At 33.8% G+C, this 18,957-nt stretch carries 13 protein-coding genes and 1 tRNA gene; 10 read left to right on the top strand and 4 right to left on the bottom strand.

Features of this window, described 5'->3' with window-relative positions; translation table 11 throughout:
- Positions 1 to 288: 288 nt before the first annotated feature.
- The 7 genes from ACECE_RS0208870 (at position 289) to ACECE_RS0208835 (ending at position 7,542) form a co-directional block, all read left to right on the top strand.
- Entirely contained in the window at positions 289 to 1,716 is a 1,428-nt protein-coding gene (locus ACECE_RS0208870; RefSeq protein WP_010246716.1) for a copper amine oxidase N-terminal domain-containing protein, read from the top strand.
- A 169-nt stretch (positions 1,717 to 1,885) separates the two neighbouring features.
- Complete coding sequence (locus ACECE_RS0208865; RefSeq protein ID WP_010246715.1) at positions 1,886 to 2,452, top strand: RNA polymerase sigma factor; 567 nt, start codon at positions 1,886 to 1,888, stop codon at positions 2,450 to 2,452.
- A complete protein-coding gene (locus ACECE_RS0208860; RefSeq protein WP_010246714.1) occupies positions 2,430 to 3,311 on the top strand; it encodes a hypothetical protein in 882 nt (293 codons plus the stop codon). The genes ACECE_RS0208865 and ACECE_RS0208860 overlap by 23 nt, the downstream gene beginning before the upstream one ends.
- 277 nt (positions 3,312 to 3,588) lie before the next feature.
- Positions 3,589 to 3,664: transfer RNA gene (locus ACECE_RS0208850), tRNA-Pro, on the top strand.
- 127 nt (positions 3,665 to 3,791) lie between these two features.
- Positions 3,792 to 4,748 (top strand): alpha/beta fold hydrolase, encoded by a 957-nt coding sequence (locus ACECE_RS0208845; protein WP_010246713.1) that lies wholly within the window; start codon positions 3,792 to 3,794, stop codon positions 4,746 to 4,748.
- Between the two features lie 11 nt (positions 4,749 to 4,759).
- On the top strand, positions 4,760 to 5,710 hold the full coding sequence (locus tag ACECE_RS29240) for a cohesin domain-containing protein (protein ID WP_010246712.1): 951 nt from the start codon (positions 4,760 to 4,762) through the stop codon (positions 5,708 to 5,710).
- Positions 5,711 to 5,859: 149 nt separating this feature from the next.
- On the top strand, positions 5,860 to 7,542 hold the full coding sequence (locus ACECE_RS0208835) for an AAA family ATPase (RefSeq protein WP_010246711.1): 1,683 nt from the start codon (positions 5,860 to 5,862) through the stop codon (positions 7,540 to 7,542).
- A gap of 203 nt (positions 7,543 to 7,745) precedes the next feature.
- Here ACECE_RS0208835 and ACECE_RS0208830 read toward each other — a convergent pair whose 3' ends face one another.
- The 3 genes from ACECE_RS0208830 to ACECE_RS0208820 all read right to left on the bottom strand — a co-directional run bounded on the left by ACECE_RS0208830 (position 7,746) and on the right by ACECE_RS0208820 (position 10,214).
- Positions 7,746 to 8,507, bottom strand: a complete 762-nt coding sequence (locus ACECE_RS0208830) for an amino acid ABC transporter ATP-binding protein (protein WP_010246710.1) — start codon at positions 8,505 to 8,507, stop codon at positions 7,746 to 7,748.
- Positions 8,508 to 8,582: 75 nt separating this feature from the next.
- The gene (locus tag ACECE_RS0208825) at positions 8,583 to 9,215 is read right to left on the bottom strand and encodes an amino acid ABC transporter permease (protein ID WP_010246709.1); all 633 of its coding nucleotides are present in this window, start codon (positions 9,213 to 9,215) and stop codon (positions 8,583 to 8,585) included.
- 171 nt (positions 9,216 to 9,386) lie between these two features.
- On the bottom strand, positions 9,387 to 10,214 hold the full coding sequence (locus tag ACECE_RS0208820) for an amino acid ABC transporter substrate-binding protein (protein ID WP_010246708.1): 828 nt from the start codon (positions 10,212 to 10,214) through the stop codon (positions 9,387 to 9,389).
- A 291-nt stretch (positions 10,215 to 10,505) separates the two neighbouring features.
- Here ACECE_RS0208820 and ACECE_RS0208810 point away from each other — a divergent pair, with 291 nt between their 5' ends.
- A complete protein-coding gene (locus ACECE_RS0208810) occupies positions 10,506 to 10,871 on the top strand; it encodes a YkvA family protein (RefSeq protein ID WP_010246707.1) in 366 nt (121 codons plus the stop codon).
- Positions 10,872 to 10,994: 123 nt separating this feature from the next.
- Here the strand turns inward: ACECE_RS0208810 and ACECE_RS29235 are convergent, their stop codons facing one another.
- On the bottom strand, positions 10,995 to 14,717 hold the full coding sequence (locus tag ACECE_RS29235) for a zinc dependent phospholipase C family protein (protein WP_010246706.1): 3,723 nt from the start codon (positions 14,715 to 14,717) through the stop codon (positions 10,995 to 10,997).
- Positions 14,718 to 15,252: 535 nt separating this feature from the next.
- On the opposite strand from ACECE_RS29235, the gene ACECE_RS0208800 reads away from it, so the two are divergent.
- Together ACECE_RS0208800 and ACECE_RS0208795 are read left to right on the top strand one after the other, a co-directional pair.
- The gene (locus ACECE_RS0208800; RefSeq protein ID WP_010246705.1) at positions 15,253 to 17,091 is read left to right on the top strand and encodes a sensor histidine kinase; all 1,839 of its coding nucleotides are present in this window, start codon (positions 15,253 to 15,255) and stop codon (positions 17,089 to 17,091) included.
- 121 nt (positions 17,092 to 17,212) lie between these two features.
- The gene (locus ACECE_RS0208795; protein WP_010246704.1) at positions 17,213 to 18,733 is read left to right on the top strand and encodes an HD domain-containing response regulator; all 1,521 of its coding nucleotides are present in this window, start codon (positions 17,213 to 17,215) and stop codon (positions 18,731 to 18,733) included.
- Positions 18,734 to 18,957 lie beyond the last annotated feature (224 nt).

The following is an 18,957-nucleotide window of genomic DNA, read 5'->3' as shown; positions in this document are numbered from 1 at the left end:
AATAGGACTTGAACAGAAAAGGAATACATAAGATTTTGGTAAACTGAAGAAATTGAAAGAAAAGATATTTAAGGCGGAATAGAAATTCCGCCTTAAATAATAATTATCTACATAATCTTTTAACAGCCGCAGCATTTCTTTTTTTTGCTTTTGGAGGGATATTTAACAATTTGTACGTGTACTAAGGTGTCATATTGAAGTATAATAATGTTATTCTATGCGTTTTTGCCCTTAAGCCTTTTGATTAGATAGAATAATATGTAAGAAATTATTTTTGGAGGTAATACAATGAAAAAATCATTAGTTGGGTTTTTGTTATGTTTTGCTATTTTCAACATGTTCTCTTTTCTATCCTTTGCACAGGGGGGAGAAATTGAGGTTTCGTATTTAACAGTAGTTATTGATGGGAAAGCAAAACCTCATACGAATGAAGATTTAAACCCTGCATTAGTTAAAGACGGTAGAACTTTTTTGCCTTTAAGGGTATTAATGACTGATCTTGGAATTCCTGATGATGATAAGCACATAATATGGAATAAACAAGAAAGAAGTATCAAGGTAACTAAGGATTCAACTGAAATCTCATTACAAATTGACAGTAAGACTGTGTATGTTAATGGTAAAGAAGAAATTATTGATGCAGCCCCATTTATATATAAGGACACTACATATATCCCATTAAGATTTGTCTCTCAAAGCTTAGGGAAAAAGGTTGTTTGGGATGAGCAATCAAGAGTAGTACTGATAACAGATAATTCTAAGTTTTATAAAACAAGGGAATCTCTAGATAGTGTAAAAAAATCTGTGGAATCAGTTAAGGTGTTTAGTGCTAATGCAACTTTGGAATGGAAGGATAATGAAAATGTTACAGTATTGTTAGGCTTAAAAATCGATAAAGAAAAAGAGATTGTGAATATGAAGATTGAAACGGAAACGTTTGGTAATGATAGTTATAGATTGGAAAAGGCTGAGATGATTTATTGTAATGGAAAGAGCTATAATAAGAACTATTTCTTGAATAAATGGAAAGAGTCTAATTCTTCTAATAAGGATATAGAGTTAATTTTAAAAGAATTTGGTGTGGAAGGCCTATATAAATTTGATGATACACTTTGTGCTTATTTAGATATGGAGGTTGGTGAAAACGAGGTCAAATTTACAGGTACTATTATAATAGATAAAGCGATTGGAGATTTATTTGGTAGCATGAGTGGATCTCCAAAATATTTTGAGATGATAATTGACAAAAATACTAATTATATTAAAAGTATTAAAGTAACAATACAAGATGAAGAAAGTAAAAATGTCTGTGGTGTACAAACAATAAGCTTTACTGAATTTAACGAGATGGTAAAGACAGATACCCCAAAAGAATCTGATATATATGTTGATAAAGAAGCCCTTGATAAATACAATTACAGACTGGGATTAAACCTGCAAAAGGCGCTTGTAGCTTATGTGGTTGATACAGGCGACTCAGAACTTAAGTGTCTTGGTGATGATGTAGATGAAATTATAGTTAATTTGCAGAAAGAAGTTAAAGTTGGGGATAAGTTATATGGGGCTTACTTGCTAAATCCATTAGGGGACAAGGAACCTATAGCTCAAAGCTATAAACCTGCAGGTGTTTGCTGGAATATTGAAGTTTATCCAGCAAATATGAATGTTAAAGTTACACCTTCTGAAACAGACAAGTTAACAATAAATAGACATTAGGTTTCAAGGGAAAAACACAAGAGATGCTCATATTTTGGGCGTCTCTTGTGTTTTGTTTATCTATCTGTTTATTTTAATAATTAATTATTAATTATATAATTATGTCACAAAGTCACATTCCCGATTGTTATATATAGCGTAAGGCAATTGAATGAAAGGAGGCATCAATTTGGATCCCATAGAAACTGCAGTTCATGGAGTTAAAAACGGAGAAACCAGGCTATTTGAAGTTGTAATTGAAAATTTCCAGCAAAAACTGTTTCACTACTGCTATCATATGTTGGGAAATACACACGAAGCGGAAGATGCCGTACAGGATTCATTTATAAAGGCTTTTGAGAAAATAGGGAGTTACAAGAGCTCAATATCATTTTCAGCATGGCTTTATAAAATTACATACAATCGTTGTATAAATATTCTGCGAAGGAAAAAACTCATGAGTTTTTTGCCGTTTTCAGATGAAATATGTATTGATAGCACAGGTATTGAAACAGGTTTGGAAAAAAGTGAATTGGGTGTCGAGTTGATTAATGCATTAAACAAAGTAACACCCGTTGATAAGAGTATACTTATATTAAAAATACTTGAAGAAAAGAGTTTTGAAGAGATTAGCAAAATTCTAGATATAAAGCCGGCTACTCTTCGCAAAAAATATGAAAGAGCCAGAAAGAAGCTTAAATCAATTCTAATTTCTCAAAAAGGAGGTATAGTAAATGAAGGATTCACAATCAATTGATGAAATAAAGAAGGCATTTGATCAGATAAGCTTGCCTCCTATTGACGTGACACAAGCGGTCATGAGTGAAATTTACGATAGGAAGGATAAAGGAGTGTTGTTTATGCGAAAAAAAATAATTATAGGCATATTAGTTGCACTAGTTCTGATTAGTTCAGTAGGGTTTGCGGCTGTGAAGATTTTGGATCTCAATGGTCCTGGAAATATACCCTATAAGTTCCAGATCATAAACGGTGGTGATTACATACCTCAGGAAATTTACCAGGAGGAGTTCGATAAGCTCGAACGTGGTAAAGCTCTTGCTGTTATGAAGGTGCATAACAATCCAAAGAATTCGATTATATTACATCTAAAATCGACAGCTGTAAGGAGTATTGATGAGATTTCAGAAAAAATCGGGGATAGATTCAAATCCCCTGATGTGTTGCCAGAGGGGTATACTTTCAGTGAGGCAGACTACAATAACAAATTCCCTGATTCCTATTCAGCCGACCTCATAGCAGAAAGCAAAATTACAAATAAGGACTATATATTTAAGGTACTTGAACCTTCAAATGAAATATCAAGTTATTCTCTTACCTATAAAAATGGTGAAACATCAATATTCGTATCAGTTCTTTTTGACTACCCTTCAACAGATATTTATCAGATGAATAGCGGTCAGAAGGCTGACAAAATAAATATAAATAACTTTGAAGCTATTTATTGCGAGCATAATGGTATAGGAGAGATCACCTGGCTGGAAAATCAAAATGGCAGTATAACGCAATATGCAATACGCTCAACTACTCTGGGCAAAGATACAAAGGCCAACCTTAAAATGATAGCTGAGAGCCTTCATAGTAAACAAAAAAAGTAAAGGGAGCATAGTGATTGGTCCTGATTTTTGGAAGTAGCAATTTTATATATCGCAGCGGTATTTACAATTGAGTAAAGAGCCGTCTGCGATATTTTTTCATTTACAATACTTTCAAGCTTGATGGCATGGGCAATCGTATGGTGGATAGAAAAAAAACACCCTCAGATAATTGCATAGACTTAGTTATACAGATAAAGAATAAGCTTGAAAAGGTTAAATTAGAAAAAATTAATATTGATAAGATGAAATAATGCTGGTAAAATATATATGTAGTTTTCGGGGTATAGCGCAGATGGTAGCGCGCTTGGTTCGGGACCAAGAGGCCTGGAGTTCAAATCTCCATACTCCGACCAGTGAAAACGGCGGCTTTCAGGAATGAAGGCCGCTAATTTTTTTATTTTATATTTATTTTATTAATTATTGAGTTTAAAAAAGGCTAGTAAGCTGAAAAATAATTGAATGTAAAAGGAGAAAAAAGTTATGACAGTTTTCATTATTACAATTTCCGTCATTTTGGTATTCGTGTTAATCGGCACAATTATGCATGCGACTTATTTCAAAAGCAAAATGGAACAAATAAAGCCTTATGGTGAAATGCTTGATGTTTTTAATAAAACTATGCATATTACAAAAATGGGAAACGGTGACAAAACTATTGTCCTGCTTCCGGGAATGGGTGTTTCTCTGCCATCGGCAGATTTCGGGCCTTTAATGCGTAAACTAAGCGAGGATTATACGGTTGTATGCGTAGAGTATTTCGGAGTTGGATTTAGCAGCCAAACACAGCGAGAACGCACCTGTCAGAACTATGTGGAAGAAATACGCAAGGTATTGTTCAATGCTGGGATAAAAAGTCCGTATGTCTTGATGCCACATTCGATATCAAGCGTCTACAGTGAATATTATGCTTCAACATATCCCGATGAAGTGGAAGCAATCATATCGCTTGATGGTACTTCAACTGCCTATATCGGCGATGATATGCCCGGTTTTGTAAAATCTCTTCTCGGCGTTGCAAAGGTTCAGCAAGCTATAGGATTTACATCTCTTCTTGCCCCAATTGCCACAAATAAAACCAAGCTTCTTTCATATGGATATACTGAAAAAGAAATCAGCGATCTGATCATTTACGCCGGATTTCCTATGAATGACAACACTTTGGCTCAGATAACCAATTCCACAGAATATATCAAGGCGGCACACAACCTAATATATCCCAAAGAGAAGGTTCCGTTTTTTAAGATTATTTCAAAGCAGACTTACGAAACGAAAAACAGTCAGATTAAAGTCACTCCACAAGAGTATCAGACACAACATCTTGAACGTGTTGGAGCTGAGGATAACTATGAAATTCTGGATGGATCACACTTTATATACCTGAACAACGTCGATAAAATTTCTGAGCTAACCCGACAGTTTCTTAATGGAATTAACTGAAATACTATTATATGACAAAAAAACCACCTGCAAAGAGGGTGGTTTTCTTAGAAATAAAAGAATCTATATTTGGTGATCTACATTTAGATCCTGTATATCCGATAATTAATTCCGGTATGGTGACAATTTTTGCAACTCCCACAGACATTAAGGTTAATATCGGTTCAATTGAAGGAAAAGTTGGTGATCTTGTGACAATACCAATAAGTTTTGTTAATGTTTCTCCTTATGAAATCGAAACGGTTGATATGATAATCACCTATGATCCGACTCAATTGGAGTATGTTTCAGGAGAAGCTGGGCCATTAATTAAAGAAGCTAAATTAGAATATGGAGTAAACAAGAAAAGTGATGGAAAAATAGAAATTTTCACTTTTGATCCCTTTATGGGAGAATGCTATATCAACTCGGACGGAGTACTTGCAAACCTTATCTTTAAAATAACAGGTAACTCAGATAAAACTCCTATTAAAATAAATAATGCCTCTTTTGCTGATCGCTCATTTAATATTTTAATTACTACACTTAATGATGGAATAGTTTATATCCACAATTCTGAAGTGCCAACACAAGATGCTTATAAGTTTTCAGGCTATATTGAACCGGATTTTCTAGTGAGTACTGCAACAGGACCAAAGGCAAGACAAGGGTTTATAGTTAAACTGGAGGGAACTGCTTTTTATGCTTTAGCTGACACTAACGGATATTTTGAAATAAAAGATGTACCTGCCGGAACCTATAACATTAAAATTTCAAAACCTTGTTATCTTACAAGGAAGATAACCAATATTTCTGTAAATTCAGATAAGGAGCTGTCAACACAGTCAGCACCGATATCATTATGGACTGGTGACGTTAAGGAAGACGGTGCAATAAATATGGAAGATATAATTACAATATCCAAATCCTTCAACAGCAATGCAGGTGAATGGTTAGTGAACAAGATAAACTCCGGCACATGAAATTTTAACAGAATAGTTGATCATGCTTTTACGTTCTGTTTTGTCTCCCAAAGTAAATTGTAATATTAATATTTTGGATGAGTTGATAGAGCCAATAAAAGTGTATATAATAAGGGTATAATTTTAAACAAGAAAAAGAGGTACATTTTATGAAGCGTCAACCAATTGGTGTAGATGATTTTAAAAAGATTGTAGAAAATGATCTCTATTTTGTTGATAAATCATTATTTATAAAAGAGATAATTGATGATAGTTCAGAGGTGGTTCTGATTGCACGCCCGAGAAGATTTGGAAAGACCTTGAATATGTCACTTTTACGATACTTTTTTGAAAAGACTGAAGAGGATACAAGCTTTCTCTTTAAAGAATACAAGATATGGCAGCAGGGTGAGGCATATATTAATGAGCAAGGAAAGTATCCGGTAATTACATTGACTTTTAAGAATGTAAAAATGAGCGACTGGAATATTAATCTGGCTTTGATCAAAAACGCGATTTCATCAGAGTTTATAAGGCATTCCTACATACTTAAATCAAATGCAATTGAAGGAAAAGATAAAGAGACTTTCGAGAAGATATATAATGGTAAAGCTCAAACCGAGGATTACATAAATAGTTTGGAGCTTCTGTCAAAGGCGTTATACAACTATCATAAGCAGAAGCCTTATATATTACTGGATGAGTACGATACTTTTTTAAATGAAGCCTATATACATGGACACTGGGTAGAGGCAATAGAATTTATGAAGGCTTTTATGAATTCCGGGTTTAAGAACAATCTCTACCTTCAGAAAGGCATTCTGACGGGTATTTTCAGAGTGGCTAAAGAAAGTATCTTTAGTGATATGAATAATTTAAATGTAAGCACTATATTAAGTGACAGCTACAGTGAGTATTTTGGCTTTACCCATGAAGAAGTTGAGGAAGTATTAAAATATTACAAAATTGAAGAAAGCATGGACAAAGTAGCCCAGTGGTATGATGGTTATCTTTTTGGTAAAAAGAGGCAGACAGTAATATATAATCCATGGTCAATTATAATGTATATCAACAAAGGCCATTTAGAGCCCTATTGGATAAACACAAGCGGAAATGCAATAATAAGGAAGCTTGCTACGGAAGGCGATAATAAGATACAGCTGAGCATAAAGGATATAATTGAAGGCGGTACAATTGAGAATGTAAAAATAGACGAAAATATCATTTACAGTCAGATTGATAAATCTGATAAAAGCATATGGTCGTTTATGCTTATGAGCGGTTATCTTAAACCTATAAAACTGAACTTAAAAGAAGATGGCGTTTATTGCACTTTAAAAGTTCCAAACAAAGAAGTTCACTACTTTTTCAGAAACATGATGCAGGACTGGTTTGATGAAACCATAAAGGGCGGAAGTGTTGAGCAGATGATTAAAAGTTTGCTCACAGGTGACATAGATACCTTTTATGAAATATTTGCATATACCGTTATGAATACTTTAAGCTATAATGATTTGCGTGAGGATAATTCGGAAAGCTTTTATCATGCGTTTGTATTGGGAATGCTTGTCTATATTGATAAGGAATACGATATTAAGTCTAACAGAGAATCCGGATTTGGAAGATATGATGTGATGATTATCCCAAAAGATAAGAGCAAAAAAGGAATAATTATCGAGTTTAAAAAGGCTAGCCAGCTGAAAAATGAGTCAATAGATCAAGCGCTGAATATGGCATTAAAGCAGATAGAAGAAAAGAGATACGATTGTGAACTCAAGTCTCTTGGTATAAATGATATTGTTAAACTGGGAATTGCCTTTAAAGGTAAAGAGGTCAAAATAGCCTCAGTATAGATTTGAAAAATTTTTGTACCTTCTACTTGTTTAATGCATTAATGTTGTTTTATGAGAAGCGAGTTATAATGATAGTCCTTCTAAACATTTGTTATAGAAAAACTTAGCTTGCGCCTAGCACTTGGTAAAGGCAGAAGCTTAGTTGCTCTTATACTTACAAGTATAGTGCAGAGAAAAATTGGCTTGTGCACTAATTAAAGATCCTATTTATCAAACCCCTTGATAAAAGCCCTTGTTCTCTCGTTAGAAGGATTGGAGAAAACCTCCTCAGGTGTGCCCTCTTCTACTATAACACCATTATCCATAAAAATAACTCTATCAGCTACTTCTCTGGCAAAGCCCATTTCATGAGTTACAACTACCATAGTCATGTGCTCCTGGGCAAGATTTCTTATTACCTTCAAAACCTCCATAGTCAGCTCAGGGTCCAGTGCAGATGTAGGCTCATCAAAGAACAGAACATCTGGATTTAATGCCAGAGCCCTTGCTATAGCAACCCTTTGACACTGTCCACCTGACAGATTGCAGGGATAGGCATTTGCTTTATCCTCAAGACCCATCTTAACCAAAAGCTCTTGAGCAGATTTTTTAGCTTCTTCTTTGTTAATTCCCGCAACATTTACAGGTGCTTCAGTTATATTTCTTATAACATTAAAATGAGGAAACAAATTAAAATTTTGAAAAACCAGCCCTAGCTTCAAACGGATTTTTCTTAACTTATTCTTATCAGCATAAATCGCTCTTCCTGCTTCATTTGTTGAAACCATTATTTCATTTTCAACTGTAATTTTGCCTGAATCAATCTTTTCAAGCAGAGTTATGCATCTCAGAAGTGTACTTTTCCCTGAACCAGATGGACCAATTATGGCAACTACTTCACCCTTATTTACTTCAAAGGATATTCCCTTTAATACGGTATTTCCATCAAAACTCTTGCATATATCTGATGCTTCTATCATTTTCATAATAACCTCCACGCCGATTCTTCGGTGAAACTATAATTCCTTCAAGGATATTCCCTAATAAATTATCAAGAATCCTTATCTATAGTAATTGAGCTTTTTCTCTGCAAATTCAAAAAGCTTGGCTATAATTAAATTCATTACATAATAGAAAACTCCTGCTACAAATACCGGTTGCATTGAACCTATCCTGGTCATTTCATTATTGGCAGCTTTAAACATTTCAGCAACTCCAATTGCTGTTACCAAAGCAGTATCCTTTACTAAAGTTATAACCTCATTACTTATTGCAGGCAATATTCTCTTTACAACTTGTGGGAGTACTATCTTGAAAAACACCTGCACCTTGGTGAAACCTAAAACTTCCCCTGCTTCATACTGGCCCTTTGGTATAGAATCTATTCCGCCTCTGAATATCTCAGCAAAATATGCAGCATAATTAAGAACTAAAGCAATTACAGCAGCTGGAAATCTATCAATCTTTCCACCAAAAACATAATATGGTCCGAAGTATACGACAACTAATTGCAACATAAGTGGAGTGCCTCTCATGATAGATATGTATATACCTGCAATAGCACTAATTATTCTATTTTTTGCTCTCCTGCCAAAAGAAATAATAAGGCCTAAAGGAAGAGCGAAAATCAAAGTCAGCAAAAAAAGCTCTATGGATACAACCATTCCATCACATAAAAGCATAATCAGCTTCATACAAAAATCCCCTCTCATAAAAGACAAGTTCTCAGTTTTAAAGAGGCTGTTGCATAACATTTCTTCGCCGCAATATCATGTAATTGGTTATTCCTAACCTACATATAATGGGGTGGAGTGCTATTGTGCAACAGCCTCTTAATAAGAATTCTTAGTTAGCAATTGTAAAATTTACTTTCCGATTGTTGAAATATCCTTACCAAACCATTTATCTGATATCTTAGCATTTGTACCGTCTTTAGCCATTTCCTTTAGGGTATCATTAATCTTTGTCTTTAGCGCTACATCAGCTTTTCTGAAACCTATTCCATATTCTTCAGCTGCTAGGCTATTTCCAATTACTTTGTACTTCGAGCCCTTCATTTGAATAAAATATCTAGCTACGATTTCATCCATAACTACCGCATCAACACCGCCTTTTTCTAAATCCATAAGACATGTTGTGTAATTATCCAGTTCAATAACTTCTTTTAAAGAAGCTTTAAAATCTGTTTTGCTATCCAAAGCAACTTTTGCACTAGAATCTGATTGCAATGCTACAGATTTGCCTGCCAAGTCTGCTTCTGAATTATATTTTGAATCTGCCATTACAACAAGTACCTGTTGATTATTCATATATGCATCAGAAAATAATAAATTTTTCTTTAAATCATCTGTCATAGTAAAACCATTCCAAACACAATCAATGTTGCCTGTATTAAGTTCTTGCTCTTTTGAATCCCAGTTGATTGGCTGAAGTTTTAATTCAACACCTAAACGAGAAGCTACTTCTTTTGCAAGGTCAATATCATATCCTACAATTTCATTATTATCGTCTCTGTAACCCATAGGAGGGAAACTATCATCTAAGCCAAGTACAAGCACACCAGCTTCCTTTACTTTTTCCCATGATTGATCTGCAACTGAACTTGATGCCTTATCTGTACTTCCGCAACCTGCAAATAATAATGCTGCAGCCATTGCACATGCCAAAACCTTAATTGATAACTTTCTTTTCACAATATATCAATCCCTTCACAAAATAAATTGTCTTTGTTGTTTTATGTCTACTTATAATAAACAGTATACTTCATAACTTTACTAAAGTAAATTGTTAATTTACTTATATTCTAAAATTGATATTGGGGCCTTTACTTGTGGAAAGCAGATATACCAAACAATATCATCAATGAAGTTTGTTCGGTTAACTGAACTTATGAAGGTATGTTGACACCTACATGAAAATATTAAATAATGGAAGCATAAACAAGACGTATTTTTTTAAGATGGGAGTAAAAATTGGAGGCAAAAATGAAAATTAAGGAACGAGCAAAACAATTAAAAAGAGATATTCCTGTTGTTTTTCTGGCGCTAAGGAAAAAAGAGACCCCATGGTATGCAAAGATATTGGCTATTTTAACAGTAGCGTATGCTTTATCACCAATTGATTTGATTCCTGATTTTATACCCATACTTGGATACCTTGATGATGTAATAATATTACCGTTATTGATTGTGATTACATTAAAGTCTGTTCCAAAAGAAATAATTGAACAATGCCGTATTGAATCTCAAGGACTTTGGGAAAATGGAAAGCCTAAAAAGTGGTATTACTCAATACCTATAATTCTTATATGGATAATAATCACAGTATTAATAATCAAAGCATTTATATAGATAGATTTGCTTAATAAACATCTTTATGAGCTTTAAGTGTTAAGGAATGTTTAATGTACTTTTTACAAGTTTAAGGGGAGCTTAAAAACCGCTCCCCTGGCAGTACAACCTTCCCTTTGAATCTTATCTTTTACAATCTATAGAAATCTGTATAGCTTCCATACGTTTTGATTGACCTGTAGTTCCTGCAATTGCGCCATTACAGACCCAGTCTTGCCAGCCTATATCCTGAACATGAACACGATAGCTTACATTATAGTTAGAGGCATCTGTATCTGTCAGCTCTATTTGTATTGCCTCAAGACGCTTTGCCTGCCCGGTGGTTCCGGCAATTTCACCATTATAAACCCAGTCTTGCCAGCCTATATTCTGAACATGTGCCCTGTATCTAATGCCTAATTTGGTACTTGAGTCAGAAAACGAAGTATTTATTTTTATAGCTTCCATTCTCAGGCTTTGCCCGGTGGTCCCAGCTATTTCATTTGTTGAACATAGTGGCATCCAGCCTATATTTTCAACATGAACTTCATAAGTAATTTTAAGTGAACATCTATTTCTAATTAAAGCTGCTGCTCTGTTAACTATTAAACTATCAACAAAATCATTTAAGAAAATTATGAGTCCTGAATTATCAACGTTTAGTTTAGGGTTGTTTATATTTTGTAATATCCACTTATATGTAGCACAATCGAATTTGGCCTTCGTATATAAAAGAGGTGATGTAGCGTCACTTAACGACAGGAAGGTGGACAATATGTCGGTGGTACTGCTAAATATTTTATTTGTGTAGGTTCCCTGCAATTGAAGGTTAGTTCCTTTTATTTTTGCTTCCTTTGGTGTATTGATAGTGTTCTCAAGTGCACCTATTATACTTTCCGGATTATCAGTTGCATAAGCATCATCACTATATGAATTTCTAAAATAATTTCCAAGCTGGTCATTTTCAGTTTTGAACTTATCCTGTGCTATAATAACAAGCCTTTTATTGTCGGATATTAGGCTTTCGATTGGTGTATCAAGGCCTTCAGGTCCTATTATCTTAATTTTGGAAGTAGATTTTTCAAGTGCCTTGCTTATGAGTCCGTTAACAATATCCGCCTTTGGAATCATATAATCTTCCATAAACCCATTATAATTTATTGATACAACAACAATTTCATTCTTATGCGTATCTAAAAATGATACAACATCATTTAAAAAGTTTTCAAATTCATATCCCGGAATAAACATATGCTGGTGCCTTAAAATGCCATCATTATTAACTGCATTATAACCTGGTCTGAAATCAAACCAGCGGCTTCCAAGAACTAGTTGAGTTGTTATGTCATCTTTCTGTGTATATGCAAGATTTATCATAGCTCTTCTTATCATAGAAGTAGAGGCATCAGCCATAAAAACCAATTGGGCAAGTGCTTTTACAAAAGGGGCTGCTATTTCGCCTGGAATAGCTACTTTTAAAACTTTTTCAAGTTGTTCAGTTGTTACATATTTATCTATCAATCCCTTTATCAGTGCATTAGCTTCAGCATCACTGTTTATGCCGGTAAACATGCCGGCATCATGGGAACCTGGAATAGCAAATACTTTAAATGGCTGTTTTGTGAGAATTTTATGAGCAGATAGCAATTCTCCCATCCAATCGGACTGGTTTTTAGTAACATACATATAAGCCTGGTCACTTTTATTCATACCTGTATCGGAAAATCCGTAGCTTATGATATAATCATCTGCTATTATGGGGTGAGTATCAAGCATGTTTCCAAGGTTGGTATCTCTTAGATTTCCGGTGTAGGGATTTATTTCTGCATATTTGTAGGCAAGGTCATTTTGCCCATTTGTACATCTCATAGAAAACCTGCCTGATAGCTCTGTAAGCTTTGAATATATTTCATAATGATTTGTATTGGTAGCTCCAATTTCTTGACCAGTATAGGTACAATCATCATTACCAGCAGCGGATAATACTACGGTTAAGCCACTTTTTTCATTATTTACAAAAGTATCAACACCTTTGCTGAATCCTAAATGGAACGCTCTAGGTACATATGTATAGTGGTTCCCATCCCCAAACAGCTTTTTGTATACCTGTTCTCTCAAGACAGGATCTGTAAAGAAAATATTATTTTCATCTGTCCACTGTTTATATTGAGTTGGATTATTATTATCAGTTTTTCCAACTCCATCAAGACTGTACAAAAATGAAATTATTTTATGATCCATTTGAAGTTGATTGTTTTGTGAAAGCTGTGCTGTATCAACTCTAAGAGCTAATTGTGCCTTTCCTGTAAAGGTTTGATTAAGACCTCCGCCCCATAATTCTCTTCCAAACTGATCACATACCCTCATCCATTCCGGAGTCCAATCATCTTTGATTGCTATATGGTCATTTCTCAATCTGAATTCGGCAACCTCGCTATAATTGACGTGTTTGGGCAACTTAAAGTAATAAGTGTCGCAAGCATCCGATTCAAAATCATTATATCCAGGTTTATCAAGCAGCAATTCGAAATATTCGCCATTTTTTAGAGCTATTCCAAAATATATATTATCATCGGTTCCATATCCGTCCCATGGCCAGTCGTTCTTTTTCGTTTTAATTGTAATATTTAATGCATCTATTGAACCTGTGCATAATAAGGGTTTAAATACATCTAGTTTCTGACCTTTTGCGTTTCCTATTATTGAATTTAAGTTTTCAGGTCCAATTAAGCACAATTTGCCCATATTAATACATTGGCTGAAAGCATAGAAGCTTTGATTCAATGTATCTGAAGATTGTCCAAAGTTTCCAAATTCTTTGTCAAGCTGTTCAGTTATATTTTTGTCTGCATAAAGGATTCCGTTATTTAGATAAAGTTCCGGCTGTTCAAACATTTTCTTGATTTCTGCTATTGAATCAGCTACATCAATTCCTGTAGCTGCCTTTACAAAATCATTAAGGAATTTTTTCGCTTCCTCAATGATTAATTCCTTAACAGGTTTAAAAATATTCAATGAATCCAGTACTTTCACGAAATCCACAAACTTGTCAGGCGCAGGTGTCATATATCCAAAATAGTTGGAAACCCAGTAACTTAGTTCGTTCTTTGCATCTTGGATACTTCTGCCATTAGCTGTCATATCAATTGTTATTTTGTGCCATGTATCAAGCCAGGCATCTATCCCGTTATCCAAATCCTGTTGCCATGATTTAAAGTAGTTGAATATATCAACCATATTAACAGTATTATCCTGTGACTTGTTAAATGCGTATTCTCTCATTTCTTCGGCATATTTCATTGCTGTATTTGACGGGTACCTGCCAAGTGCTTCACTACTTAAAAAACATCTTGAAACAAAGCCTTTTGGAAAATTCAAATCAGTACTCTGGTCTTTGGGGACCTTATTGTCCATATAAGTTTCAACCAAAACGTGCCGAACTATCTTTAGCATTTTCTCACCATCGGAAAGTGCTTCTTTAATGTCAGGGAACCATCCAAGAGCCCATCTGTTCACATATTCATGTCCATAAAGGTCAGCTGAATAATGCATCATAAAGCCCAATAAAAACGACAAAGCTTTTTTTCTTTCAGGATCTTCACGGCAAATTTTTGAAAACTCATCAAACATAATTCCAAGCCATTCACCCGAGTTTCTCGGATGAATTATTGTCTGTCCGATTTGAATATCCGGGTAAAAATCAGGTCCTGCAGAACCTGCTCTAAACTCACTTGGACACTCCAGTATGGCTGATTTTATTTCGTCAGGAGGAACAAAATAGCCTATTCCCTCGGGAAGGGTTAATCCGCCTTTTTTCAGGTCCTCAATAATTAAATTTGCCATGTACACATGTGTTTTGCTTTTCATACATATGCCTCCCTTTTGATAAATTAGTGTTTATATTTGTATCTATTCCTTTTGCTTCGCTCAAGTTAAAAAATAATGAAAGTATTTCTTAGCATCTATTAAGTTTGTATACCGAAAACGAGAGATATTTAACTTTAGGGTAAGTCCCTAATTTGGTACATGGTGGAAATTTTAAAAACCAAGTGAAATGCTACTAATTTATTACAATACAATAAGTATTATATACTAAAATTTACAAAAGGAAAAGCAATGTTAAATATTATTCGCCATTTACAAGCTGTTGAAATTTACTTATTTGTACATATTTTTTATATGGTAGAAAATTACTACCCAAGCATTATACATTATATTACTTTTGAAGAAAACATCTATTTGTATTGTTAAGAAGCACTAGTTAAGCTTTTATATAAAACTCCCGATATATTTTATATAACCATGCAAATACATTTTATGGAATTCATCTTCGAATGGCACATATTTATTTTCTCCCATATAAATTCATTGATTTTATTTACCTGAAAGTTAGGTGACAGATTTGTTAAAAATAAATTTTGAAGTTGTCCTTCTTATTATAACAACAGCAATGCTTTTTATCTTATTATTGCAGCTTCTGATTAGAATTAAAACCAAATCGCAGCTACATTATATTTTTATTTCACTTGTATCCTTACTTATAAGCTGGAATATAGGAGCAGGCTTAAACGCGTGGTCTTATTACCGAGGTTATAAGCTGATGGCTGCTGTATATATTTCATTTATAGGCACCTGTTTTCTTCCTGTAGTGGCACTTCTCTTAGGCAAAACTTTTGCAAAAAACAGAATAAATTATTCTTACAAGTATTTATTTTTGTTCATCATTCCAATGATATCCTATATCATTTTGCTGACAAATAACTATCATAAGCTGTTTTTTACAAACTACTCATTTATAAGTAATGAAGTTACCTTTGGAAAGTATTTTATAATTCATTCAATATATTCTTATGCTTGTATTTTTTTAGGATCATATTATTTATTGTATTTCTCTGTAAAAAACTCAGGAATTTTTTCCAAGCAATCGCTGTTACTATTGACAGGAACTCTTATACCCTTAATTGTAAATATCCTGTTTACCTTGCAATTATTTGACTCTACGCAATTAGCAACGCCAATAGCATTTTCCTTTTCAATTATATGTTTTTATATAGCAATATTAAAATACGATTTCTTAGGAGTAATTCCAATAGCCCTGCAAACTGTAGTTGATAGAATTTCTAACGGCTTCATAGTTATAGACTTGGAATATCGCATCGTTGATTTTAATCTCACTATAAAAGAAATGCTTAAAGGCATCATTAATTTTAAGAGAAAAGATAATATCCTTGAAAAAATAGCTGAAAAAGAATCAATTAATTCGAACGGATTTAGACAGCGCATAGAACAAGTATGTTTGACAGGCGAGTCTGATATATTTGAGTACAATTTAGCTGAAAAAGATGAATTCTTTACAGTAGAAATCACTCCAATAATTTATAATAACAATAAGCTAGGTACAATTATTATGTTAACAAATATTACTCAGCATAAGAAGGATTTAAGTCTAATCAAGGAACAGCAGCAGCAGATTACTGATAAAGATCGACTTGCATCTTTAGGTAATCTCATTGGAGGAATTTCTCATAATCTCAAAACTCCAATTATGTCTATCTCTGGCTGTCTAACATCCTTAGAGGATCTAACAAAAGAATATAACGAATCTATAGATAACTCAATGGTAACGGAAAGTGATCATCATGAAATAGCAAATGAGATGGTTAGCAATATCAATGACATTAAGAACCACCTTTCTTACATCAATAATGCGTTAACTGCTATAAAAAACCAGGTAATTAATCCTGACAGCCATAATAAGGCTAATTTCTTGCTGGAAGAAGTAATTATTAACGTTGAATTTCTTATGAAGTATGAAGTAAAGTCGAATTTATGTAGTTTGAAAATTATTAATGAGTCAAAAAGAAATTACAAGATAGCTGGGAATATTGGAACTCTCGTACAAATACTTAATAATCTTATATCAAATTCAATCCAGTCATATGGAAAAATTGATGATACAAATATTGAAAGTGCCAATCGAAAAGTTGAACTAATAATAAAAGAAATGGATAACTACATCCTGTTTACTGTTAGAGACTATGGAAAGGGTATCTCATCTGAAATAAAGGATAAATTATTTAAGGAAATGGTTACTACAAAAGGAATACATGGCAGCGGAATAGGATTGTACATGTCATACACGAAAGTAAAAGCAATGTTTAACGGCGATATGTGGTTTGAATCTCAAGAAGGAATAGGTACAAGCTTTTATGTTAAAGTACAGATTTCTGACCCCCATTAGATATAGCAAAGGAATAAAAGCTCCGGGTCTTTGAGCACCTGCGCTTTTGCCTCTTTCACTTCGTTCAAAAGAGGTCGAATCAGATGATTACGAGGTTAATAAAAAATTGGAGGTTTTAGGAATGAGACTTTCTGAGGTTAGAAGAAATACTTTGAGTAATTTGAAAGAAGGATTTAAAATAATTGCTATTGATGATGATCAGGGAATAATTAAAACTCTCAAAGTAATTCTTGAACGTGATGGCTATGAATTCAGCGGCTATACAGATCATAATGAAGCTATTGAACTAATAAAAGAGAATAGTTTCGACTTGCTGATTCTGGATTATCTGCTTAATGACATTAATGCGAAGCAGGTAGTTGAAATTATCCGCGGGTTTAATAAGGATTTATATATCTTACTTTTGACAGGGCATTCTGAAAGTGTACCGCCTATGGAAACTCTTGAAAAGAATGATATCCAGGGGTATTGTACAAAGTCTGATGACCCAAGCCAACTGTTGTTGCTTGTAAAATCAGCTTATAAAAGCGTTTTAATGATGAATGAAATTAAATCAAGCCGCGCAGGACTTAATAACATTTTAAAAACTGTACCAAAAATATATCAACTCCAGCCCATAGATGTAATTCTTGAAGAAATTCTGGCAAGTCTTCTTATGATTGTCAATTGCCAACATGCTTTTATTTTAGCAGATAATATTGTTGGAGAAGCGAATACCACCCAAGAAAGCTTTTATAGAGGAATAGGAAAATTCAATACAGATTTAGATACCTTTTCCACGTTGTTTACTCCTTTAAAGATGATATACGCAGGTTCTGCAAGAATGAACCAGCAAATTGCCAAATATGAAGACGGCGTCTTTTTACCGCTGATGAATTACAAAAGGGAATCTATTGGAGTTATTTATATAGAAGACTGCGAGGATCAAAAACTTAGCTTACTTGAAATATTTGCAGTTCAAGCTGCTAATTCTATAAATAATGCCTTTTTACATTCTCTTTTAAACATAAAGAACAATGAACTTAACAAAACCTATGAAATTATAAAGTCAAGGTATAAGGAAACAATAGATACACTGAGACTTGCAGTCGATGCTAAGGACAAATATACTAGAGGCCATTCTGACAGAGTTGGACTTTATGCTGTTGAAATAGGAAAATGCTTTAAAAACCTAACTGAGGATGATTTAAATTTATTGCGAGTAGGTGGAACATTTCATGATATTGGCAAAATAGGCACTACTGACGATATACTTTTGACTGACAGAAAATTGAATACTGACGAATTTGGAGAAATAAAAAAGCACCCTCTTACCGGAGCAAAAATCCTCTCAGCTTTATCAATGTTTAAGGATGTTGTTCCTTTAGTTATGTACCATCATGAGCGAGTAGACGGCACCGGCTACCCTGAAGGTCTAAAAGGAGATGATATTCCGTTTCTTGCTAGAATCCTTGCTGTTGCTGATGCCTTTGATGCAATGACAACAAACAGAGTTTACAGACAAAAACTTCCGATTGAAGATGTAATAGCTCAATTCCAAAAAGGTTCAGGAACTCAATTCGACCCTGACGTAACCGAAAAGTTTATTGAGTTAGTAAAAAATGGTGTAATAAAATTGGATAATATCCAGGATCTGATATAAATGCTTTAAGCTTATAAGTTCTATTCGAAAGAGTGTATAAGCTAAAATTGTGAATTTATTAGCGATTCAATTTTATTTTAACTGATGATATTTTGCTTTAATTAAAAAACGAGAGAGCTGACGCATTTTTGCAGAAGCTCTTTTTTATATTTAGCCTTTTGGAGTTAAATAGTGCAATTAATTAGAACCAATTAGAACCCAGAATATATTGACAAATTCGACAT

The organism is Acetivibrio cellulolyticus CD2 (assembly GCF_000179595.2).
In the GTDB taxonomy this organism is placed as follows: Bacteria; Bacillota; Clostridia; order Acetivibrionales; family Acetivibrionaceae; genus Acetivibrio; species Acetivibrio cellulolyticus.
The sequence above is the reverse complement of the archived record's forward strand: the minus strand, read 5'-3'. Positions and strand labels throughout refer to the sequence as shown.